Source organism: Leptospira harrisiae, from assembly GCF_002811945.1.
GTDB classification, from domain to species: Bacteria; Spirochaetota; Leptospiria; order Leptospirales; family Leptospiraceae; genus Leptospira_A; species Leptospira_A harrisiae.
The window spans coordinates 176334-199722 of sequence record NZ_NPDX01000006.1 but is presented as its reverse complement, the minus strand read 5'-3'; the positions used below and the strand labels follow the sequence as shown (position 1 = coordinate 199722).

The 23389-nt window shown below is 39.6% G+C and carries 20 protein-coding genes and 1 pseudogene; 10 read left to right on the top strand and 11 right to left on the bottom strand.

Annotated elements, in window-relative coordinates; all coding sequences use genetic code 11:
- Positions 1 to 46: 46 nt before the first annotated feature.
- From CH364_RS17145 to CH364_RS17125, 5 genes and pseudogenes are all read right to left on the bottom strand, one after another.
- Entirely contained in the window at positions 47 to 688 is a 642-nt protein-coding gene (locus CH364_RS17145) for a response regulator transcription factor (RefSeq protein ID WP_100745030.1), read from the bottom strand.
- On the bottom strand, positions 685 to 1926 hold the full coding sequence (locus CH364_RS17140) for a sensor histidine kinase (protein WP_100745031.1): 1242 nt from the start codon (positions 1924 to 1926) through the stop codon (positions 685 to 687). The genes CH364_RS17145 and CH364_RS17140 overlap by 4 nt, the downstream gene beginning before the upstream one ends.
- Positions 1927 to 1975: 49 nt before the next feature.
- On the bottom strand, positions 1976 to 2338 hold the full coding sequence (locus tag CH364_RS17135; protein WP_100745032.1) for a PilZ domain-containing protein: 363 nt from the start codon (positions 2336 to 2338) through the stop codon (positions 1976 to 1978).
- A gap of 114 nt (positions 2339 to 2452) precedes the next feature.
- Positions 2453 to 2695 (bottom strand): annotated as a pseudogene (locus CH364_RS17130) (efflux RND transporter permease subunit); the annotation flags it as partial.
- Positions 2696 to 2746: 51 nt separating this feature from the next.
- Positions 2747 to 4627, bottom strand: coding sequence for a hypothetical protein (locus CH364_RS17125; RefSeq protein ID WP_100745033.1), 1881 nt, complete (start codon positions 4625 to 4627; stop codon positions 2747 to 2749).
- Between the two features lie 106 nt (positions 4628 to 4733).
- Between CH364_RS17125 and CH364_RS17120 the strand changes: the two genes are divergently transcribed.
- The 3 genes from CH364_RS17120 to CH364_RS17110 are packed head-to-tail and all read left to right on the top strand — an operon-like array spanning position 4734 to position 8459.
- Positions 4734 to 5393, top strand: a complete 660-nt coding sequence (locus CH364_RS17120) for a MotA/TolQ/ExbB proton channel family protein (RefSeq protein ID WP_100745034.1) — start codon at positions 4734 to 4736, stop codon at positions 5391 to 5393.
- Between the two features lie 11 nt (positions 5394 to 5404).
- Positions 5405 to 6046 carry an energy transducer TonB gene (locus tag CH364_RS17115; protein ID WP_100745035.1) on the top strand — a complete coding sequence of 214 codons (642 nt, stop codon included), beginning with the start codon at positions 5405 to 5407 and terminating at the stop codon, positions 6044 to 6046.
- Between the two features lies 1 nt (position 6047).
- Complete coding sequence (locus CH364_RS17110; protein WP_100745036.1) at positions 6048 to 8459, top strand: fibronectin type III domain-containing protein; 2412 nt, start codon at positions 6048 to 6050, stop codon at positions 8457 to 8459.
- A gap of 45 nt (positions 8460 to 8504) precedes the next feature.
- Here CH364_RS17110 and CH364_RS18955 read toward each other — a convergent pair whose 3' ends face one another.
- The 3 genes from CH364_RS18955 to CH364_RS17095 are packed head-to-tail and all read right to left on the bottom strand — an operon-like array spanning position 8505 to position 10538.
- Positions 8505 to 8762 carry an LA_0364 family Cys-rich lipoprotein gene (locus CH364_RS18955; RefSeq protein ID WP_100745037.1) on the bottom strand — a complete coding sequence of 86 codons (258 nt, stop codon included), beginning with the start codon at positions 8760 to 8762 and terminating at the stop codon, positions 8505 to 8507.
- Complete coding sequence (locus tag CH364_RS17100) at positions 8759 to 10171, bottom strand: UTP--glucose-1-phosphate uridylyltransferase (RefSeq protein ID WP_100745038.1); 1413 nt, start codon at positions 10169 to 10171, stop codon at positions 8759 to 8761. Before CH364_RS17100 ends, CH364_RS18955 begins: the two co-directional genes overlap by 4 nt.
- A 1-nt stretch (position 10172) precedes the next feature.
- Complete coding sequence (locus CH364_RS17095) at positions 10173 to 10538, bottom strand: hypothetical protein (protein WP_100745039.1); 366 nt, start codon at positions 10536 to 10538, stop codon at positions 10173 to 10175.
- Positions 10539 to 10652: 114 nt separating this feature from the next.
- Between CH364_RS17095 and CH364_RS17090 the strand changes: the two genes are divergently transcribed.
- Positions 10653 to 11501, top strand: coding sequence for an esterase/lipase family protein (locus CH364_RS17090; RefSeq protein ID WP_100745040.1), 849 nt, complete (start codon positions 10653 to 10655; stop codon positions 11499 to 11501).
- 83 nt (positions 11502 to 11584) lie between these two features.
- Here the strand turns inward: CH364_RS17090 and CH364_RS17085 are convergent, their stop codons facing one another.
- The 3 genes from CH364_RS17085 to CH364_RS17075 form a co-directional block, all read right to left on the bottom strand.
- Entirely contained in the window at positions 11585 to 12031 is a 447-nt protein-coding gene (locus CH364_RS17085) for a four-helix bundle copper-binding protein (protein ID WP_100745041.1), read from the bottom strand.
- A gap of 78 nt (positions 12032 to 12109) precedes the next feature.
- Entirely contained in the window at positions 12110 to 12481 is a 372-nt protein-coding gene (locus CH364_RS17080; RefSeq protein ID WP_100745042.1) for a hypothetical protein, read from the bottom strand.
- 41 nt (positions 12482 to 12522) lie between these two features.
- Positions 12523 to 13746 (bottom strand): TraB/GumN family protein, encoded by a 1224-nt coding sequence (locus tag CH364_RS17075; RefSeq protein ID WP_100745043.1) that lies wholly within the window; start codon positions 13744 to 13746, stop codon positions 12523 to 12525.
- A gap of 60 nt (positions 13747 to 13806) precedes the next feature.
- On the opposite strand from CH364_RS17075, the gene CH364_RS17070 reads away from it, so the two are divergent.
- The 6 genes from CH364_RS17070 (at position 13807) to CH364_RS17045 (ending at position 23338) form a co-directional block, all read left to right on the top strand.
- On the top strand, positions 13807 to 14310 hold the full coding sequence (locus CH364_RS17070) for a chemotaxis protein CheD (protein WP_100745044.1): 504 nt from the start codon (positions 13807 to 13809) through the stop codon (positions 14308 to 14310).
- Positions 14311 to 14316: 6 nt separating this feature from the next.
- Complete coding sequence (locus CH364_RS17065) at positions 14317 to 15171, top strand: HDOD domain-containing protein (RefSeq protein ID WP_100745045.1); 855 nt, start codon at positions 14317 to 14319, stop codon at positions 15169 to 15171.
- Positions 15172 to 15210: 39 nt separating this feature from the next.
- Positions 15211 to 15747: a shikimate kinase gene (locus CH364_RS17060; protein WP_100745046.1), complete on the top strand. Its 537-nt coding sequence runs from the start codon at positions 15211 to 15213 to the stop codon at positions 15745 to 15747.
- 396 nt (positions 15748 to 16143) lie between these two features.
- Positions 16144 to 20721: a glutamate synthase large subunit gene (gene gltB, locus CH364_RS17055; protein WP_100745047.1), complete on the top strand. Its 4578-nt coding sequence runs from the start codon at positions 16144 to 16146 to the stop codon at positions 20719 to 20721.
- Positions 20714 to 22156: a glutamate synthase subunit beta gene (locus CH364_RS17050; RefSeq protein ID WP_100787878.1), complete on the top strand. Its 1443-nt coding sequence runs from the start codon at positions 20714 to 20716 to the stop codon at positions 22154 to 22156. Before gltB ends, CH364_RS17050 begins: the two co-directional genes overlap by 8 nt.
- Positions 22157 to 22333: 177 nt before the next feature.
- Complete coding sequence (locus CH364_RS17045) at positions 22334 to 23338, top strand: LA_0442/LA_0875 N-terminal domain-containing protein (protein WP_425268523.1); 1005 nt, start codon at positions 22334 to 22336, stop codon at positions 23336 to 23338.
- Positions 23339 to 23389 lie beyond the last annotated feature (51 nt).

Sequence of the window (23389 nt, the reverse complement as noted above, 5' to 3'; positions counted from 1 at the left end):
CAGTGTCCATTTACCAGATGGTATAAATTAGAGAGTTATTTTTCCTTTAAAAAATTCCGAATTGCCGGGCTTTTTTTAGCATTTGTACCCGAGTGTTCACCTGGAGTTTTTTATAGATGGCCTTAATTTGTTGGCGCACAGTCCCAACTGTTGTCCCAAATAAAGAAGCAATTTGAATGGGACTGTCCCCTTCTACTATAAGATCTAAAATTTGTCTTTCTCTTGATGTGAGCACCTCAACCCCTACTCCTAAAGGTTCAGAATGGATTTGAGGTTTACGAAAACTTAACAATACTTTTGCAGCAATCGAAGGTGAAATCACACTCCCTCCATCAAGTAAAGTTTGAATGGTCTCGGGTAAAGAGTCGAGTTCTGATTTCCAAATGTACCCTGAGGCTCCATTTCTCAGAGCAGAAAAAATGGCATCATCGGTTTGTAGGGATGAAATCACTAAGCTTTTTCTAGATTCCATTGTATGATAAGTTTTGAGAACATCTATTCCACTCATACCAGGAAGGCCAATGTCCAAAATTAATAAATCCAATTCCTTGGATTGTCCTTTGGCCCAAAAATCTTCGGCGGAATTCCAAGTAACCAAATTAAAATTTGAATGTTGATTTAAGACACCGCATAACGATTGTAAAAAATCAACATTATCTTCTATGATACCGATCAAAATGGATTTCATATCTGAAATAAACTCAAAGGGAGTTTGATACGAATCTGATATGGTGATTCAACAATATTAATCTCGCCATTCAGAGATTTGATTCTTTGATACAGTCCTCGTTCTCCAATACCCGACTCTATCCATACTGGTTTGTTGGATTGAGAATCAAAAATCGTTTCTTTCAATTCTGATTTTTCAGATTCGGTAACAAATTGTAAAAAAAGATTTTCTGTTTTTTTTTCAATCTTCCATTCAGATGTTCCGTTTCCATACCGCAAATCATTGGTAGTCACTTCTTTAAAAATTTGAAGGAGATGATGGGCGACTTCTGGATCTGGAATTTTTATCATCGTTTCTTCTCCTATGGACACCAAATTTAGATCAATGGCTCTACCCACAAGTTTGTATCTTTTTTTGACTAATAGTTTTAATCCGTCTAACAAAGATTCTTGGAATAATTCTCTTTGGTCTTCTTCTTGTACTTGTGTTCGCATAGATTGTAAAGCTGATTCGGAAAGTTGTTTTAGTTTTTGAAGATGATTTTCAGTAACCTCTTCTGGATTTTTTTCCAATTTTTGTGTGAGTAAAAATAAGTCAGTTAACTTAGATCCTAAACTGTCATGGATATCTTGGAAAAACGTTCTACGTTTTTCTTCTAACAACATACCTCGGTAAGCCGCAATGTATCGGGTGCGAAACCACCAATGGTTTAAAAAAAATGCGACTAAAAACAAAGGAAATATTGTCGACATCTCTCGCCATGTTTCTTCAGGAATTGCCGTTTGGTTAGCAAAATAAACTCGAAGTATATAAAGCAAAAGAACGATCGACCATTCTAAAATGTACTGCCAGACAAGGCCTGGATAAAAGAAAGAGGAAGTAGCAAGTAAAGCTGTGATAGTAAGCCAATTTCTAGGATCAAAATAGGGAATCGAAGGATCATGAAAACCGGTTTCAATTTCGACCAATACCAAAAGAAAAAAAGTCAACCTCACAATGATTGGCGCCAATGGAAATATACTTCGATAAAAAAACGAAGTACAAACAAGGATGATACTAAGGACTAATTGAATTGCGGAAAGGATACAATTGGTATTGTCTAATGCGTTCCACTCCAGATACACGCTTTGGATGTAAGCAAGGCAATAAGCGAAACCTAAAAAATACAATTTGCTGATGATTTCCGAATAAACAGCGAATAAAGAGATAGGATCTAACGGAATCCCTCGAAAAAAAACGAAGATCTTACGAATCATAAGATTGATACCTGAGCCCGAACCACTAAGGTAAAAATAAAACTTCAGATTATACTTCTAATCGGCTAATATGTTCTAATAAAAGTTTCTGATCATCATCAAACATTTGATTGAATTCAAGGCCAACTTCATAAAATGCACCTTCACCAAATTCTTCCAAACGTACCACTTTTGCTTTAGGGTACAAAACGTATTTAACATCAGGGAATCTCAATTCTAATTCCAATCGAGTTCCAAGAGGCATTGGTTCTTTTGTACGGAATAATAACCCACCTTCAGAAATGTCTTGGGAATCCCCCTCTCCTTTGTCTTTTGGTAAAAACTGAGACGAAGCTGCTCCCGATTGGATCACTCGGTAGGTGAGGTGGACTTTTTCAGAGATTCGTTTGTAGATTCGGCGTTCGCTGGACATGTAAGCAAGGGAACACCGAATTCAAAGTTTGGGCAAGTTTAAATTTATACCTAAGGATTTAAGAATTTAGAATCAATCCTCTAAATCCTCAGGGCGAATTTCAAAATCGGGTCGGAAAGCTCCCGAAATGGTTGGTGGGATTGCAAATAGAATTGTAATTGGTGTGATAGAGGATTCATATAGAGAAGCTAACACCAAATAGATGAATATGAGCGCCATTCCAAATGCAAGAACTATGTTTTGTAAAAGCTCCTTAAAGTCCTCCGATTGCCCTACAAAAGAATAGGTGATTCCAGGCGGTGGAGGGAGTTTGTCTTTTAATATCTTAGTCGCTGCCTCCGACGCAGAGGCAATGGCATCATCCACGAGAAGTCCCACGGCAGAAGCAATACTCATAAACTATTTTCTCTATTTGAGCAATTTATATTCTTGGAGACAAGCAATACCTGAACTCTCTCTGTAAGTAGACAGCAAAGTTGACTTACTACTTAAGATTTTCGTTCGATTTTCAAACTTTTCTTCTACAAAACTATCCGGGCAAACATCACTCAATAAAAGAACGGAATCAAAATCTGTCCATTCCTTCCAGCGATATTTGTTATCGTTTCTAACCATACCTTGTTTATAAGTCTTCAGTTTCATTGCTAGATCGAAATCGGAAGCTAAAACTCTACCTTTTGATCCGTATTTTTCCTCAAAATGGAATGCATTGATGAGGATGTACTTTTTATCAGGTACTATTTGTTCGGCGATCTCTCTTGCCGGTTGGAAATCGTTCCCATTCATCCCTCGATAACAAAACATCTTTGTTTCATAAAATTTTCCGGACAAAATTCCTTGAGAATACATGGAATTCGAAAATACAAAAAGAGAAGTGAGAAGGAAAACGGAAACGGATGCTAACTTTTCTATTTTTGTCTCAGCTAACTCGTACAAACGCAAAATCCAGAGAAAACTTAAAAGTCCAATGGCAGGGATAAACTGCAACACATGCCTTGGTTGTTTATTTCCTGTAGTCAGTTCTAAAATGAGAAGTTCCAAAAATAAAATCAAAGTCCCCGCAAGAAGAGGATCTCTTAATTTGGTTGGGAATTTGGTTCCCGATCGGAAAAGAAAATAAAGAAGAGATAAAACAGAAAAAATAATAAGAGTACGAAATCCCCAAATAAAATCAAAAACACCTGGAACAGAAGGATCAAGGCCGGGTTCCGTCCAAAGTGTTAAGAAAAAACTTCGTGTGTAAGCATTCACAATCATTTGGGCATCAATGAGTGCATTGACCCGATCTGGGTTCATAAATAACCATAAAAATGCCGGAAAAATTGCATAAATCCAAAGAACCACAACGGTTTTTGGAAATACTTTTTTAACTTCATCTCTTTTACGGAAAAAATAAACGGACAAATCAACAAACAAAAGAAAGGTGATCCCAAACATAAACTGTTTGAAACTTTTTTGGTTGAGATTGATTTTTGTAACCACCCTTAACACAGGCAAAGAAAAAACCATAAGCACCACAAAAACTAAATATACTAATCTCAAACCTTTTGCATAATTTTTTAACAAATAAACCAAAGCTTCTTTGTATTTAGCGGGGGACCTAAGTAACTCATAGGCAAAACATGCCATAAAAAATAAAATCCCATAAGGATACTTAGTAAAATAAAATCCAAACAAGGAAAAGAAAACAAGCCACTTCGTACCAGAATCAATTTCCGATTCTCTGTTATCGACGTCGTACAATCGATAAATGGCATATACTGAAAACAAAAGAAAAAACATGGATTGTGTTTCTAACATCGACGAAAGTGAATAAGCTGGAACTTCACCAGTTTGGATGGTAAGGATAAATATCAGTCCCGACAAAATCCCAGACCATAACAAGGATTTTGTGATACGGAAAGAAATATAAACCAGTCCAGGATACACTAAAATTAAAAAGAATAGCCCTAAAAAAGAATCACGATAGGTTTCATAAGCATCAATTGGCAGGTAAAGTGTAACAAAAGTTAGGAGTGATCGAAGGGGTGGCCAAGTGGGACTTTCCAAAAATGGGAGAATCCCTCGAAACCAACTCCCGTTCCGAAAATCTACATACTGATCCAGAACTTGATTGAGCCTGATGTTTTCATCCCAAGACAAAAAATCTTTGTTGGGACAGAGATTAAGGAAAGTCTCCCAAGATTTTGTAGCATAGAACACTACCAGAGAAACTCCGAAAATGATGAAAATAAACCCCAAAACACTGGGAAGAATGTTTTTTGCCTTCATACCAATCCTTGGAATCATTCTTTCTCCTGGGTCGGCTTGGAATCAACCGAAGTTCTTTTTCTGCAATTTTTCTCTTTGATTGCAGTCCAAGGTAGAGAATTCTGTCCGTTAGAAGGTTCCAAAAATGCAAGATTTCGTAGACCTTGGGGAAAAAATCATCTTCCTCGTTATGTTATTTGCGAGTATCCTCGCAATTGCTGTTTTTATCGAAAGGTTGATTGTTTATAAACGTAATTTTAACAAAGAATCAGAGTCACTTCTGGATTCACTCACTCTTCTCATTCGCCATAGAGATCTAAAGGGAACAGAAAAACTCCTGGAAACCCATCCTATGGAAAATTCCTACACTCGGTTCATACATTTTGTTTTGGAACGAGAAAAGGAAAACCACAAAGGCCTCGAGGAATTGATGGAAGGGAAAATTTTGAAAGAAAAATTGGGTCTGGAAGAAAGACTTCCGATTCTCAACACCCTTGGAAACAACACTCCCTTCATTGGACTTTTGGGAACCGTTCTCGGGGTCATCAAAGCTTTTTATGGCCTTGGAACTCTTGGCAACTCAGGTGCCGAAGTGGTGATGCGAAGTATCTCTACCGCCCTACTGGCAACAGCAGCGGGACTTGCAGTGGCAATCCCTGTGGTTATGGCAAATAACTACTTCACACGTAAAATGAAACTCATCATTGGTCATTTAGAAATTCTTTCTAAAGAAATCCATGCGAGTTTTATCACGAGTGGAAAACACAACCAATCCTCTAGTTCTACACCAAACATCCATCACTAGAAGATCATTCAATGAAATCATTTACCTTATACCTGCAATACAAACTAAGAAGGTTCGGGCTCTTTCGGGCCAGTCTCTTTGCTTCCGTGGGATTGCATCTATTTTGTTATTTGATTTATTTTATACTCACACTTCCCAGTGATGCTGCCTTCCAAGAAACATCGATAGAAGATATGGATGTTTCTTTTGAAGAAATTCCACCCGAACTCATCGGTGGAACTTCGAGTCCTGCCCCTGTTGAAAAACAAGAATGGGTAGAAGGTTCAAACAAAGATGCGGAAGAAAAACCAGATAACTCCGACTTAAATCCCAACCAACTTTCTGGAAATGGAACAGACAAAGATGGGTATTTATTTTCCTTCAATGGAGATCGCCCTCCTACGCCCATCATTGACTTCGATTTAAAATCCTATTTCCCTGAAGCTGCTAAGGCCGCAAATATCAGCCAAAAGACTGTTGTTGTTATGGTACAAGTTGATGAACATGGAATTCTCCAAGGAGTCAAAATCGTTTCAGGCAGAGCGGGTTATGGGTTTGATGAAGCTGCCATTCGCATCATCCAAAGAGCACGTTTTTCTCCCGGTTATGATAAAGGGAAACCTACTCGAATGGCACATAGACTCCCTATCAGTTTTGATTTAGAAGAGGACTGAAATGTTACGGAACAACAAACACCGAATTGCGATAGGAACCATTTTTATCGCTTTATCCCTTATGATTGTTGGGTTTCAATCCAAACCAATTACCGGAAAAACAGAATCCAAATCTTCACCAAGAAAATCAGGCCTAATCCCCGACCCTTTTGAACTTTACCAAAGTATCCCACCATTCCGTCCTGAACAAACAAGTTCAGACCTACCTGGAAGTTATGATTTTACTAACGACTTCCCACCTCCTTCCGACCAAGGGATCTACAAAGATAATGTTGGTTATACGGTAGGATATGGTCTGATTTCTTATTTAGAATCTAAAAAAAAAGGAATTAAGAACTTATCCACTGTTGCTCCTAGTTCTGCTAACGGACAAAAGGTTTTATATTCACCTAACTTTATTTACAACCAATTGAACAGTGGAAAAGACCAAGCAGTTTCTCTATTGGATGCCCTAGTTCTTGCCGAAAGTCGAGGTTCAGTCACTTTAGAACAAATGAACGAATCTTCTTCCAGCTTTCGGACAAGACCCAAAGCCGATATCGTAGAAGCAGGTAGAAAGGCTAGGTTACGTAGAATTTACCGAATTGAACCACACGACCTATCTACCATCAAACTAGCATTAATTGAGAAAAGGCCAGTGTTGATTAGTTATTTGGTGTATGAGAATTTTCGTGATCCAAAGCAGGATTCAGTTTTTGAATTGGGAACGGGTGAAATTTTAGGTGCCCAGTCCCTCGTCATTTTGGGTTTTAACGATAAAAAAAGAGCCTTTAAAGTTTGGAATTCTTGGGGACCCACTTGGGGAGACCAAGGTTATTTATGGGTTTCATACGATACCTTTCCTAAATACACGAAATCAGTTTATGTAGCAGATTCCGAAACCGAAAACGAACTACTGACACAAAACAAATTGAGTGATGCTTTGGAATCACTTGATTACGGTGAACACAACCTCTTTCCACCAGGAGAAGTATTTGCTTCCCGGGGAGATTTTTCTGATCGCATTCGAATCAGTTGGTCTAGGGAAAAAAGAGCTATCGGTTATGAAATATACCGAAAACGTAAAATCGATAGCAAATACCAATTGGTAGGACTTTCCAAACAAGCATTCTTTGAGGACTTCGGAATCCAAAAAAACACGGCATACAATTACCGTGTAGCAAGTTTGGACGAAAACTTCCTTTCTAAGGCGTCACTCGACTCTAACGATGGTTATGCGGTAGAGCCAACAAGACCTGCAGGGATTCTTCCTGTCACTAACCTACGAGCAACCGTGGCGCCCACAAATGACCGGATTATATTGGAATGGGATCCGCAACCTATCTCCACAACTTATACTATTTATAAATGGAATCCGATGGCGAGGATCTATCGATTTTTAGGTAAAACTGAAAAAACTTCTTATATTGATTTAAAAGCAAGTCGAAATGGGGATAGCGAAATCTACCAAGTCATCCCAGAACGGAACCAACTGATTGGAGAATCCAGTGATTATGTTTCTGCACATTTGGATCCATCAGAAGTTTTAAAACCAAGGCCAATCAACCTGACCGCATCCAAAGGATTGTATGCTGGAGCAACGATTCTGCAATGGGAAGGATCACCGAGTGCCATCACCTATCATATCTTTCGTAAAACGAATGGGGCTTGGAAAGAAATTGCGAAAACAACAGACCTTCAATACAAAGATGATACATCATCTGAAAAAGAATCTTTTTATGCCGTTGCTTCAGAATTTGATGGAAATTTGTTTAGCCTTCCTTCGGAACCCGACATTGGTTTTCCTTCTCTCGTCGCAGGAAGATCCACTGGAATCAAATCACCTGAACTAATTGTTTCAGAGAATCGAAAAACGAGCGAATTTTTATTTAGTTGGAATTTGATTCCCAAAGTTACTTCTTACAAAATTTATATGCGCAAAAAAAATGATCCTGAATGGAGTCTTGTCAAAGAAACGTCAGAATCTAATTTTAAATTACAAAACCTAACCAAAAATCAGTTTTATTTCTTTGCCATCCAATCAGTTTCCAAAGGAAACGGTGAAAGTTTATTTTCAAAACCAATCACCTCTGTGATTTCAGAAACCGTCGTTGATGTAAAAAAAGTAAAAACCTTTGGAGAATCCGCTATTCAAAAGTTTATTGGTCCTTGGACTGCGATGTATTGGGATGGGAAAAACAAAGTAAAACCTGTTCGTTTGACCATTGAAGCTGAAGATGTAGAAGGAAACATCATCATGAAATGGAATGAAAATGAAATCTTTAGAGGCAAAAACATTGTGGATTCTGACTTACTTGAAGAAAAAGGTAAGTGGAAAATTAAATTGTCACCTAACTATGATTCTTTGTCAGGTGAATTTGAAGACAGAGTTTTGGTTCCAGAAAAAAGCCAATTATCATTTATTCGAGAGTAGAACCGAAAGAATATCTGTTTTTTTCCGTTCTACTTGGATCTGAATTTAAAAAATAGTACCACTATCACAATTTTTTCGACAGGTTTTTTCTAAACCCAAACAACTTCCGACGATGGCGGTGAGATCCTGAGCACTGTATTCTGGACTGTTTGTAGCTGCCTTATAAAAGGCATCATTACGCAAAAAGCAGGCCCCCTCGATCGTTGAACATTTATTACGCTCATAACATGCAGATCGGAAGGAAAAGGGAGCGCCGCAATTGACAAATCCAAGAAGTATACAAAAAATAAAAATCTGTTTCATAAAGAAATTGTTTCGTTTTCAAATTTCGTTTTATTCAACGAAGATATCTTTTTTAAAGCACCTGATTTGTTTAGAAAAGTCACTTTCCCTTTGACAGAAATTGGCACATCAAATAAAATCGCGCCAGTCACCTTTAATTCTTCGCAATACAATAAAGATGGATATTGTTGGAATAGGTGATCAAATTGGTGAATTTTTTTATAATATGTTTCATCCAACTGTACTAAAACTTCACCAAGCCCTGTTGACTTTCTCTCCTTGGTCATCGTAAGAGAAAAATCTTCATTTAAAATATAAGCATCTGACCTACGAATCAAATAGTCCTCTGTTTTTTTCACAGGTGCAAATCGATCTCTAGGAATGATAATTCCTTTGAATTTATGAAAATTACCAACAGCACTTCCCATTGCGGTTTCCAATTGAATGACAGATTTTCCATCTACCTGTTTGGGATTCACAATGAGTGATAAGGAAAAGTTTCCCTGGTTGAATCTTTCTTTTAAAGCACGAAGATTAATCCAAAGATTGTTAGTAGAAAAAGTTCTAAATTTTCCAAGTCCACTGAATTCGTTTTCATGTTCTTTTGGTACTTGAGCAGTTTCCAAAAGTTCATACTTGATAAATTTTCCGCCGACAGTTTTGCGATAAATGGCACCACCTTTTTTGTCTGCTAACGTTTTTGGAGTCATCTCCATCGCAAAATGAATGTCTTCTTTCAAAAGATAACTGACAATATGTGGATCAACTGTAGCCCCTAAGTTATCACCATTCGAAAGGAAAGCGATTTCAAAACCTTTGGAAAGTAATTCATCCAAAATCCCTTCTTGTACCATAGTAAAATAGATATCACCGTGTCCCGGCGGGCACCAGTTTTCTTTTTCATTTTTGTTTTGAACGGGCGTAAAAGTTTCTGCATCTAACCTCGGAACTTTGTTTTGCAAAAAACTGGTTCTAAGAGTTTGTTTGAATCCGTTTTTTTCCAATTCCTCTTGCGAATCTTTTTGGGTATTATAAGAATCCATAAAAAGTAGAGGGACATCAATCCCAAACTCGGAACGAATGAATTCAATTTGTTTTGCCATGACAGCCAGAAAGGACATTGAACCTTTGATGGGGATGAGGGACTTTGCTTTGTCGAGTCCCATGCTGGTTCCAAGTCCACCATTCAATTTAATCACCACAAGTTTTGAGAGAAGATTTAGGTCTGTGGGGTAAGAGGAATGGATGGATTCTAGGGAAATTTCATCGGTTTTGGGATCCAAATCTCCCACCTCTTCCCAATTCACCATCCCGGTTTCACCGTTTCTTACAGCATCCACTTTAGCGATAAAATCGGCGATGAATGCATCTGTTAGTCCAGCGGCTTTCATTGTTTCTCTAATCAGTTGGTCTGATTTCTGTTTATCCATATCATTTCCCTTCGTGTGGTTCCCCTAGTTCGATCCGGTGGGGTTCTTCAGAAACCCCTGGATTCCATAAAAAAAATACGAGAATATTCCGGCCGTCTTCTTTTGGCACAGCTACGGTCTCTTTTCTTTCGTATTTTGGCATAAAAACTTCAAAATTGTACATCCAGTACTTTCCCTTTTTACGTGTCACTTGTCGAATCCCCTGTTTCAAAGGATCCTTTTTGATGAGTTTGCCGTATGGGAGGGGGTATTTGGTTTCCCAAATCTGGGGCAAAAGCTTCGCTGCCTCATCATAATTCCCAGGTTCTGCCAATAGAACTGCAGGAAAAAACCCAAAAAGAAAAATGATTAAGAAACTATGACGCATACGATTCTAAAAGGCAATCCTAAGCAAGTACGGTTATCGGTCAATTCAGGAATTCTTCTCGAGCTGAATTGATTTTCATAGACAAGAATTGAGTCAGACAGAATCATTTAATTCATGTTTCGATTCATAGAATATCTGGAACGTTTTTGGGCGTTGTTGTCATTTTATCTTCCCAGTCATTTGTTTGTGGAGAATAATAAGGATAAAAACATATTGATCGTTCCTGGGTTTCGGGCCGGGCGTTCCTATTATTCAAGACTCAAATCCAATTTAGACAATTTAGGATTCAAAGTCGGAATTCTTTCGACTCTCCGTGACCCACTTTCTTTGGAAGAAGCGGTTCAGTATTTGGCTGGCCAAATCTTAACAGCACCTAACGAAGTTACTTTGATTGCGCACAATACAGGTGGACTCCTAGTTTTGATTTTACCCGATGAAGCCAGACGCAAAGTAAAAAGACTCATCACTTTAGGAACTCCCTTTCATGGTTCGGACCGGTTTACGAACACGAGACAATCCTATTGGGGTTATGAATCTGATTGGGTAAAAACAAATTACAAAAATGCACTTTTTTTTCCTCTCTTCCAACCTCTTTCTGCCATTGAAGATTTTTCCTTTCCTCCTCAAGAAAGTACAGAGTTCGGCCAAGGCAGAGACCTATGGTTTGACATCCCTGGAAATTATAACTTAGTTAGAAGAAACGAAAACATACGTACACTCAGAGAATTTTTAGGTACACCAAAAGACAGCATTGCGATGCAACCTTCGCCAAAAGCAAATCCAGAGTTTGCAGTACCAAAAAAGATTGAAGTGGATTTTTCTAAATATGAGCCATCAGTTTATAAAAAGAACCAAAAACAATTAGCTTCAAAAAAGAAATCAGCAGTAAAAAAAGCCAAACCGAGTCAAAAAACAAAACCAGTAGCAAAACCGAAAGCCAAGAAAAAGGCTAAAAAACGGTAGATTCAACCTATAGTAAACAACTGCCCGCTAAACAGCGGACAGTTGAGTATCTTACAATTCAAAATTTCAATTGAATTGACCGATTAAACTTTTTTCAATTCCTTCACACAAGCAAGGCAACTGTCTCGACATTCTTTACAGATTGTATGATGGTTTGCATGTTTGTCACATTCTTTTGCGCAAGCTTCACAAACCTCAATACATAAGTTGGCTAACTTCTTTGTATATGGAGAAGATTGGCTTGCAAGTTTCACAAAAGATTCACATAAGGCAATGACTTCTCTCGTACTAGAAGCACAAGCCGCCATGGACTTATCCCCTTTTCCAAGCTCTGTGAGACAATGACTTAGGCAATCCTCTGCAGAAAGTTGGCAGTGCATTGCTGCCATCATTGCTTTGGAATATTTGGATTTTCCACTAGTGGAAGCTGTCATGGTAGAGTGGTCATGGTCTTCTGCGGAAAGTGTAGATAAAATTCCAGAAACAGCAACGGCCATCCCTGCTTTTTGTAATAATTCTTTGCGATTCATATCGTATAACCTCTGTTAAGTTTTAAAAATGTTTTGAAATCGGAATGTGTTCACCGACACCAAATCGGTGTGGCCATTTCAAATCAGAAGTCGGACAGTTTGGGTAGGAAAATAGGAAGGTGAATTCCGAATCCCAGAATCCAACCACTTTACGGATGGATTGTAACGGACCTGAGGTTTTGAAACGGTAAACCCGTTCCAAACCACCAATTTCACCTGCTTCCCAATAAGGAAATCAGTGCCACTGGAAGTTTGTAGTTCTTCATGTGTGATGGGGCATTCACAAGAGTTAGTTTCTTTGTCTTTCGATTCAGAAGTTTGGTGGCAAGGTGGAACAGAAGACCGTTCCACAAACTTTTCTGCAGAAGTACAAAAACCAAATACCGAGGATTTACACCCCAGATAGGCCAGAAAAATTAGAATGAATCCAATTGTAAATTTCCGTTTCATACTCTATTTGCTTCAGTGGTTAGACGATCCAATCTTACTTCTTAAAATAAATTCTTCAAGCCTTTTCCTGCTACAATAAAAGTACCAATGGTCGATCCGAATTGTGGAAGGAAAAAAACTAGGAAAATATGAAGGACTCGATTTTTCCAAAACCCTGCGAATGATTCCGAATCTTCTGCAATGTGTTCAAAGTCTTCCACAAGTGGTTTGCGCAAATAGGATTCGGATAGAGCACTGACCCAACCTGCTTTAAAAATGGGAACAAAGGTTCCAATCGGAGCAGTAATAAAGGCAAGTAAAATCGAAATGGGATGGGCCCAAGCGATGAGAGCACCAAGGGCAGCAAGTCCCCCTTTGATATAAATGAGTTTTGAAAAAAGATCCATCCCTGCCTCCCCACCTTGGCTCCAAGTAGTATAACCAATCAGGCCAGCAAAAAAAGTTGGATATAGAATGATACTAATGTTATCCCACCATTTACGTTTAGGTACTTCATCTAACACGGTTAAGTCGTTTGTTGATTGAATATTCCTTTCGATTCCCGCTAAATGACCAGCACCCACAACAGCCAAAACCTTTTTGGCAGACTTTCCTTCAGCAGCTTGACGAATTTTTTCAGCCAAGTAAACATCTCTTTCATCAATAATGACATGTTTGACAGATTCATATTTTTTTGGGATTTGAGAGAATAAGTCTTTTAGGATATCATCTGACTTCATCTCTTCAATTTTGTCATCCGACACATCTTCCCGGACAAGAAGAGATGCAAGTAATGCGCTAAATAGATACATCTTTGAAAAAAATCCAACATTCCCCCAAGACCTCTTGAGTGTGGTTTGGATTTCGCGGTCTACTGCCAACACCGGTTTTTTTAATTTTCTTCCCATCGTGATTGCCTTTCGCATTTCATCACCAGGTTTGATGTCTTTATTTCCGATTTTTTTCTGAAAGGAAGAAAGAATGAGACTGGATAAAAGTAACCACATCTTTCTTTCTTTAAAAACTTTGAATATATCTAATTTTTTGAGATAATCAGGGTCTTCCACTGACTTCATTCGAGATTCACATAACTCTACACAAATGACATCAGGTTTTAATATTTGGATCATTTTTTCAACTTCATCTACACTTTGTTTGGAAACATGTGCTGTTCCAAGGATGTGGACTTCCGTTTTTCCGATGGTTTGGAAGAGATAAGGTTCCGTTGTTTTGAAACCTTTTTTGGTAGATTTTCTTGGGGGAGTTGATTTTTTGATTGAACGCATAAGGAAAGCTTACTATCTATAATACCTAAGTAACGGTTCCACTCTCTAGAAACAAGTAGAATGTCTATAAAATCCAAAATCATCAATGTGGGAATTGCCGACATCAAGGTCGGAAAAGATACGGACGTGCTCCGAACTACATTGGGTTCGTGCATTGGAATCGTTTTGTATGATCCGGAACAGAAAGTGGGAGCTATTTCCCACATCATGCTTGCCAAAGATCCAACAGGCAAAGATGCCACTAAGTTTCCTCACAAGTATGGGGAAACTGCTCTACCCATCCTCATTGAGATGATGAAACAACAAGGTTCTAATATTGGACATTATTCTTGTCGTATGTTCGGTGGGGCTTCCATGTTTAAAGGAATCAATTCCCAATTCCTACAAAACATCGGGGAACAGAATATTGCTATTGTCAAAAAATTTATGGAAGAGAATAAAATCCCTGTCATAGTGGAAGATGTGGCAGGGAACGAAGGAAGAACGATCAGTCTTTATTGTGACGACGGGCGTGTGTTGTTAAAAAAAGCTGGTATGGAAAAATACCTTTATAAGGTGCGTTAGGCGAATATGCTAAAATCAAAGGTTGATGAAATACTACAAGACGTAAATAAACTGCCTGCCATTTCGGCTGTTGTGTCTAAGGTATTGGAAAAACTCCAAAAGCCAGACGTAAATATTGCCGACCTAGCGCAAGAAATCTCAAAAGATCCAGCAATTACTGCAAACGTAATCAAACTTTCTAATTCTGCTTACTACAGAGCTTCCAAACCCATTCGTACAGTTCAGGAAGCTCTTATGACTCTTGGGATCAAAACAGTAAAAGAAATTGTTCTTCTTACTGCTGCCAAAGGGATCCTATCACAAGATTTAAACAGTTATCAGTTGGATGCAGCCCAACTCTGGACTTCCTCTTTGCTTGTGGCAGAACTTTCTAGCAAAATCGTACAACATAAAAAACTAAAAATCGATAAAGACCTTGCATTCACTTCTGGACTACTCTGTAGCGTTGGCAAAATTGTACTCGCTCAGTTCTTTAGCCCAGTGATGATGCAAATCAAAACGGACCTAAAGGACAACCAAGAACCCTTTCCTAACTTAGAAAAAAAATACTTCGGATACACCCATATGGAAGTATCTGAAAACCTATTAAAACGTTGGAATTTCCCGCAGGAATTAACGGATGTGGTGGCCAATTACCTCACACCCGAAAATTCAAAAAACAATCCCGTCCTCACCTCCGTAGTGCATATTGCAAGTATTCTCATTGTAGTTTCTGGAATCGGTATCGACATCGGTGGCGAATCTGTCCCCATTTCTCCTTTTGCACTTAGCCAAACAGGTGTTACAGAGGCAGATATTGAAACCTACTTTGTACATATTCCTGATTTACAAGCGGGACTTGCCGATTTGTTAAACGTATAATTGTTTTTGTATTAGCCGAAAAAATTTTAATCAAATTTTATGAACATTATCTTTATTGGAGCAAGAGGGGCAGGGAAATCCAAAGTCTCAAGAACTCTTTCCAAACAAACCGATTTCCCTGTTGTTTCCACAGATTCCATTTCAGTGTATGAAGCTGGCGGAACTCCAATTCCTAAATTTGTGGAAAAATACGGATGGAACAAGTTTCGCGAATTGGAATATTCAATTTTACAAAAGCTACAAAACTCTGATGGAATTATACTGGATTGTGGGGGCGGAATTTTGTTTGATTTGGACGAGTCAGGAAATGAAATTCCAAGCCAACGAAAACTAGACATCTTAAGAAACATCGGACGAATAGTCTATTTGGAACGTGGGATTGAGGAACTTGTGGAAAAGGTTAAGGGTGATTCCACAAGGCCAGATCTCTCCAAAGTGACATCTTATCGCTCTATTTTAGAAAAAAGATTACCGGTGTATCAAGAAGCTGCTCATTTTAAATTAAACTTATCCAAACTAACCAAGGAAGAAGCCGCCGAACGAATCTTAGACTGGTTAGGGATCAAATCTAAATAAACAGATTCTTTTCGAACTAAAAAAAGCCAGATTGGGAAGAGAAAAGGTAGTTCAGACATTCTCCGAAACGATACCGCAAAATTCCTCTGGCCTGCCCTAAAAACGAACCAAAACCCGCTGCAAGAATTCTCCCAAAGATACGTTGGGATTTAAACAATTTACCTATGGAACTTGCAGTTCGCTTGTTTCTTGTACTCTAAGATTTTTTAGACCATATCCGATCATGTTCAAATAAAAGGCTTAATGACCATAAGATAATCCGATTGTACCAATAATGTGCATTTTCGAGTGTTTGATTTTGCCTAAAAATAAATCATTTTGCTGAAAACAAAATAATTGGACAGTACACCCAAATTCAAAAACAAGGTACAGTAATTGCTTTAGAGTAGGGTACGTATGTCAAAATCTAACCAACCACCCATCCTTCCGCCACTCGGCCCACAGGCCCAAGGTATGTATGATCCTGCCATGGACAAAGATTCCTGTGGTGTTGGTTTTATCGCAAATTATAAAGGCAAACGTTCCCGTGACATCGTCGACAAGGGAATTCGCCTCATGTGTAATTTAGAACACAGGGGTGCCGAAGGGGCCGATCCAAAAACCGGTGACGGTGCTGGGATCATGATTAATATCCCTGATGCATTTTTTAGAAAGGTTCTCCCCTTCACTTTGCCAAAAGAAGGTGACTATGCTGTGGGATTTTTATTCCTTCCACAAAATGCAGAAGCCCGGACTGCCGTTGAAAACGTAATCGAAAAAATCATCGTGGACGAAGGGGAAGAGTTTCTTGGATTCCGCGATGTTCCCATTAACAAAGAATATGCGGGAGTCGTTGCATCAAAAACCATTCCTGTTTTCAAACAAGTATTCATTGGTAAAAAATCCAAAAAAAACAAAACTTCTGACGACTTCGAAAGAAAACTATTTCTCATCCGTCGCCTCATCGACAGACGAATCCGTGCAGAGATGAAACTGGATCGTTCCCAGTACTACGTACCAAGTTTTTCATCCCGTACGATTGTATACAAAGGGATGTTACTTGGTGACCAAGTTAAAAAATTCTACGAAGATTTAAAGTCACCTGACTTAACTTCTGCGTTTTGTTTGACTCACACAAGATTTTCGACGAACACCTTCCCTACTTGGGATTTGGCTCACCCTTATCGTCAAATTGCCCACAACGGAGAGATCAACACTCTACGTGGGAACATGAACTGGATGGCCGCTCGCCAAATGGTAATGCAGTCTCCACTTTATGGTGATGAACTGCGCCGTATGCTTCCGATTGTCATGGAAGGCCAATCCGATACTGCTACTTTTGATACTGTCCTTGAATTACTTGTAATGGGAGGAAGATCTCTTCCCCACTCAGTGATGATGATGATTCCAGAAGCTTGGTCAAAAAACAAAGCTATGGATGCCGACAGACGAGCGTTCTACGAATACCATGCAACTTTTATGGAACCTTGGGATGGACCTGCTGCCATTGCGTTTACTGATGGTAGAATCATTGGAGCAACTCTTGATCGTAACGGACTCAGACCTGCGCGTTTCATTGTCACGAAAGATGATGAAGTGATCATGTCTTCCGAAGCAGGAGTTCTCAACCTTCCCCCAGAAGAAGTATTAATCCAAGATCGACTTCGTCCAGGCCGTATGCTTCTGATCGATATGGAAAAAGGCCAAATCCTAGATGATGAAGAAATCAAAAAACAAATCGCTACCCAAAAACCTTATCGCAAATGGGTAGAAGACAATATGATTCGTCTCGGATCTTTGCCAGACCCTGAGAACGTAAAACAACCGCAGCATGAAACTATTTTAGAACGCCAAAGGGCTTTTGGTTACACTCATGAAGATGTATTTACCATCATCAAACCGATGGGTGTTTCTGGCGAAGAACCAATTGGTTCTATGGGTGTGGACTCCTCTCTTGCCGTTTTAAGTGAAAAACCACAACCTCTATTTCGGTATTTCAAACAAAACTTTGCGCAAGTAACCAATCCACCGATTGATCCAATCCGAGAAGAACTTGTGATGGAACTCACAACTTACATTGGTCCTGAAGGAAACCTTCTTTCGGAAGAACCGGAACATGCACATCGTTTGGAATTAGAACACCCAATTCTTACGAACGAAGATTTTGAAAAGATCAAACAAATCAGCGAAGGCCATTTCAAAGCAAAAACTTTTGAAATCCTTTTTGATCCCTCTAAAAAACATGATATGAGAAATTCTCTCGATCGTGTTTGTGTGGATGCAGCGAAAGCTGTTAAGGAACAAGGGGTAAACCTCATCATCTTAACGGACCATGGTGTCGGTGAGAAAAAAGCAGCCATCCCTGCCCTACTTGCGGTAGCTGGGCTCCATCACTATTTGATTCGCGAAGGCCTCCGAACAAAAGCAGGGATTGTATTAGAATCTGGAGAACCAAGAGAAGTGGCTCACTTTGCTTTGTTATGCGGTTATGGCGCCAACGCCATCAATCCATACCTTGCTTTTGAAACTATTGCCGATCTTTCCCAACAAGGTTTACTCCCAGAAGTTCCAAACTACAAAGACGCAAAAAAGAAATACATCAAATCCATCGGAAAAGGATTATTCAAAGTATTTTCGAAAATGGGAATTTCCACATTACAATCGTATTGTGGGGCTCAGATTTTTGAAGCCGTGGGACTTGATTCTGAATTAGTAAATACTTACTTTGCAGGAACTCAGTCTCGAATTGAAGGCCTTTCTTTAGAGATGTTGGAAGAGGAAACAGTTCGCCGCCACAAAGCAGCTTATGATCCTACTTTTTTCCCAAATAACCTAGAACCAGGTGGAGTCCACTACTATCGTAAAAATGGTGATAGCCATCTTTATACACCGATTACAGTTCACAAATTACAAAAAGCAACTCAAGATAACGACTACAAAGTATTCAAAGAGTTCTCAAGCCTAATCGATAACCAAAACGAAAAAGCAATCACTCTTCGCAGTTTGTTCCAACTTGACTTCGAAGGTTCGAAAGCAATTCCGATCGAAGAAGTGGAATCGGTAAAGTCCATTCTCAAACGTTTCCAAACAGGAGCCATGAGTCATGGTTCCATTTCTTGGGAAGCACATACCACTCTTGCGATTGCGATGAACCGAATTGGTGCCAAATCGAACACGGGTGAAGGTGGAGAAGATCCAGTACGATTCAAAACCCTTCCCAATGGCGATAGCATGCGTTCGGCGATCAAACAAGTTGCCTCAGCACGTTTTGGTGTAACAATGGAATACCTCACCAATGCTGATGACATCCAAATCAAAATGGCACAGGGCGCCAAACCAGGAGAAGGTGGACAGCTTCCAGGTCACAAGGTAGACAAATACATTGGATGGCTTCGTTATTCCACTCCGGGTGTAACTTTGATTTCACCTCCTCCTCACCATGATATTTATTCCATTGAAGATCTAAAACAGCTGATCTTTGATTTAAAAAACTCGAACCCTAGAGCACGAGTTTCTGTGAAACTTGTTTCTGAATCGGGTGTGGGAACTGTGGCTGCCGGTGTTGCAAAAGCACATGCGGATCACATCCTCATTGCAGGTCATGAAGGAGGAACAGGGGCAAGCCCTATTTCTTCCATCCACCATGCAGGAACTCCTTGGGAACTAGGACTTTCGGAAACCCACCAAACTCTTGTCGCCAACGGACTTCGTGACCGTGTGTATCTGGCTGTGGATGGAAAGCTCCTCACTGGAAAAGATGTGGTTGTCGGTGCTCTCCTTGGTGCAGAAGAATTTGGTTTCTCTACTTCGGCACTGGTCTCTGTGGGTTGTATCATGATGCGTAAATGCCATCTCAATACATGCCCAGTAGGAGTTGCGACCCAAGATGAATTCTTAAGAAGTAAATTTACCGGCAAACCAGAGTATGTTGTAAATTTCATGACCTTTGTTGCGGAAGAAGTTCGTGAGATTATGGCAAAACTTGGGTTTAGAACGTTTGAAGAAATGATTGGCCAAGTGGAAAAAATCAAATTCAAACGTCCTCACCACCATTGGAAGGCTCGTGGACTTGATTTTAGTAAAGTACTCCATAGACCAACTCCTGTATTCCCTACTGGACTCTATCGAGCCAAAGAACAAAACCACCACTTGGATGAACAAATTGATAATGAATTGATTCGTAAGTCACTTGCTGCGATTGATCACAAACAACCTGTGAAAATCCAAACTTCCATTGTGAACCTAAACCGTTCTGTAGGAACCATGCTTAGCCACGAAGTGACTAAAAAATATGGTGTGGATGGATTGTCAGAAGACACAATCGATATCGAATTTACAGGAACCGCAGGACAGTCGTTTGGTGCTTTTGTAACAAAAGGAATGACACTTCGCCTGGTGGGTGAAGGAAATGACTATGTAGGAAAAGGACTTTGTGGTGGAAAACTCATTTTCCAAACTCCGAAAAATGCGCCTTACAAAGCAGAAGAAAACATTGTCATCGGTAACACTTGTTTCATTGGTGCAACGAGTGGAAACGCTTATGTCAATGGGATTGCCGGCGAAAGATTCTGTGTTCGTAACTCTGGTGCTCATGTCATCGTAGAAGGAACCGGAGACCACGGTTGTGAATACATGACTGGTGGACGGGTCATCATCCTTGGAGACATTGGACGTAACTTTGCAGCTGGAATGTCCGGTGGTATTGCTTACCTTTGGGATCCAAAGAAAAACAAAGAAGCTCTCATCAACAAAGAGATGGTCGACTTAGATCCGTTAACTGATGCTACCGAAATTGCAGAAGTGAAAAAAATGATCGAGGATCATAAAACTTATACAGGTTCCAAACGAGCAGAAGAAGTGCTGAAAGACTGGGAAACTGTTGTGAAACAAATGATCAAAGTCATTCCAAGAGATTATAAAAAAGCTCTAGAAAAAATGGCTGAAGAAAACGCTTCAGGAAAAGCAAACAAAGAGGGGGTAACAGCTCGTGGGTAAACCAACAGGATTTTTAGAATTTAAAAAAGAATACCTTCAGAAGATTGAACCAAAGGAACGTGTTAAGAACTATAAAGAGTTCGAAAAACCTTTTCCTGAAGCGATTGCCAAAGACCAAGGTGCTCGTTGTATGGACTGCGGGATTCCTTTCTGTCATGGTGATACAGGATGTCCCGTAGATAACCTAATCCCCGAATTCAATGACTTTGTTTACCGAGGTCGTTGGAAAGAAGCTTGGGAAAATCTTTCAAAAACCAATAACTTCCCTGAGTTTACAGGAAGGCTCTGCCCTGCTCCTTGTGAGTCCGCTTGTACATTAGGAATTATCGAACCACCTGTTTCTATTAAATCCATTGAAAGAACCATCATTGACCGTGCTTGGGAAGAAGGATGGGTCATTCCACAAATTCCAGTTTCTAAATCTGGGAAAAAAGTGGCAGTAGTTGGTTCAGGCCCTGCAGGACTCGCCGCAGGACAACAGTTAGCTCGCGCAGGTCATACCGTCACTATTTTTGAAAAAAATGATAGGATTGGCGGGTTACTCCGTTATGGAATTCCTGATTTCAAAATGGAAAAAAGACATATTGACCGCCGCATGAAACAAATGGAAGCAGAAGGTGTTACCTTTAAAACCAATGTCAATGTAGGTGTAGATATCACTGCGAAACAACTATTAGCTGATTTTGACTCAGTGGTTCTTGCTTGTGGATCGGAAGTTCCAAGAGACCTACCTGTTGAAGGAAGAAAAAGTAAAGGTGTTTACTTTGCAATGGAATTTTTATCCAAAAACAACAAACACGTAGCAGGTGATGCTATTGAAATCATCGACGCAAAAGACAAACATGTCATCGTGATTGGTGGTGGAGATACTGGATCCGATTGTGTGGGAACTTCCAACAGGCATGGGGCAAAATCTGTCACACAAATCGAACTTTTTCCTGAGCCACCCAAAGAAAGAGATTCATCCACTCCTTGGCCACTTTATCCCAAAATGCTTCGCACCTCCACCTCACATGAGGAAGGTGTGAATCGGAAATGGGCTGTTTCCACTATGGGATTTAAATCCAACGAAAAAGGGGAAGTGACTGCCATTTACGGATCCGAAGTCAAAGAGGAAAATGGGAAATTTCTTCCAGTTCCAGGAACGGAATTTGAATGGCCAGCCGATTTGGTTTTCCTTGCCATGGGATTTGTAAATCCCGTGAAAGAAGGATTACTCGCTGATTTACAAAAAGAAGGATTGGAACTGGACGGACGAGGAAATGTAAAAGCAGATTTTGGAACAAAACCAGGATCTTTTGCAACTTCTGTACCGAAAGTGTACGCCTGTGGGGACGTAAGGCGGGGGCAATCCCTTATCGTTTGGGCCATTTCCGAAGGAAGGAAGTGCGCTGACCAAGTCCATCACTTCCTCATGCAAGACGTAGAGGTTTAAAAACCTCTACAAATTAAGGACCACATTTGGAACATACCTTATCGTAGCACGGATAATTTATTTCCAATTGTGGGCTTTTCTTTGAACCATCTTTGACAAAAAAATTCTTGCCTAACTTCCAAATTGCGAAAATGATTGGAGAGATCAATTGAAATGTAGCAAGTAACACTATAGAGATTGTTATATAATATTCCAACACTTGAGATACCCTTGAAACTGACTATTACACAATTCATTAAAATCGCAACACTTTTGGTACTATTCGTGAGCAACCTCTCTGCAGAGAATATCCTCCTCAAAAAAGGTGGAACACTCCAAGGTAAGGTAGTCGAACAAGATCAATACAAGCTAAAAATTCGAAAAGAAGACGGAACTACAATCGTTCTGAACAAAACTGATATTCTTAAAGTGGTTTACAAAGACCACCTAACTGCCGCAGAGGAAGACAAACTCAGAAAAGCGGAAGAAGAGAAAGAAAGAATTAAAAAAGAAAAAGAAGATGCTGCCCGACTCAAAAAAGAACAAGAGGAAGCAGCTCGATTAGAAAAAGAAAATGCCGCAAAAAATGCTACTCTTGAAGCCGATGCAAAACGGAAACAAGAAGAAGATGCTAAACTAGCAGAAGCAGATCGCAAAAACCTAACAAAGACAGGTGCCGCTTGGAGATCCGCAGTCCTTCCTGGTTGGGGACAATGGAAACAAGGTAGAAAAGTGCAAGCCATTGTGTATCCATCGATCATTGCTGTTGGACTCTTTTTCACATACGACAAACATCGTATGTATTTAAACGCCAAACGTGATTATAATAATTTAGAAAATCCTTATACAACGAATGGTCTCATCCGTGCAGCTTTTTCTCCGCAAACCTCTGCAACTGTTTCCCCTGCGGAAGCGGTAGTTGCGAGCCAACTGGGACCCTTCAAAGGACAAAGAGAATCTGTAGAACGTCACTACCAAGATATGCAGTACATTGGTATTGCGACACTCCTAGTTTATTTTTGGAACATCTTTGACGCCTACTACTTCCACCCAACTGGTTCTGGACTAAGTCAGGACGACACAAGAAAAGAAAAGTTTTTCATGCATTCTTCTATTGATCGAGTTGGATACCATCCCACAGCCATCGCAGGTGATCGTGGTATCGAACATCGTACACAATTAGGATATGAGTTTACTTTCTAACTACTGTTAGAAATTCCATCCCTTCCACCTGATTCAATTAGATTCAGTCTA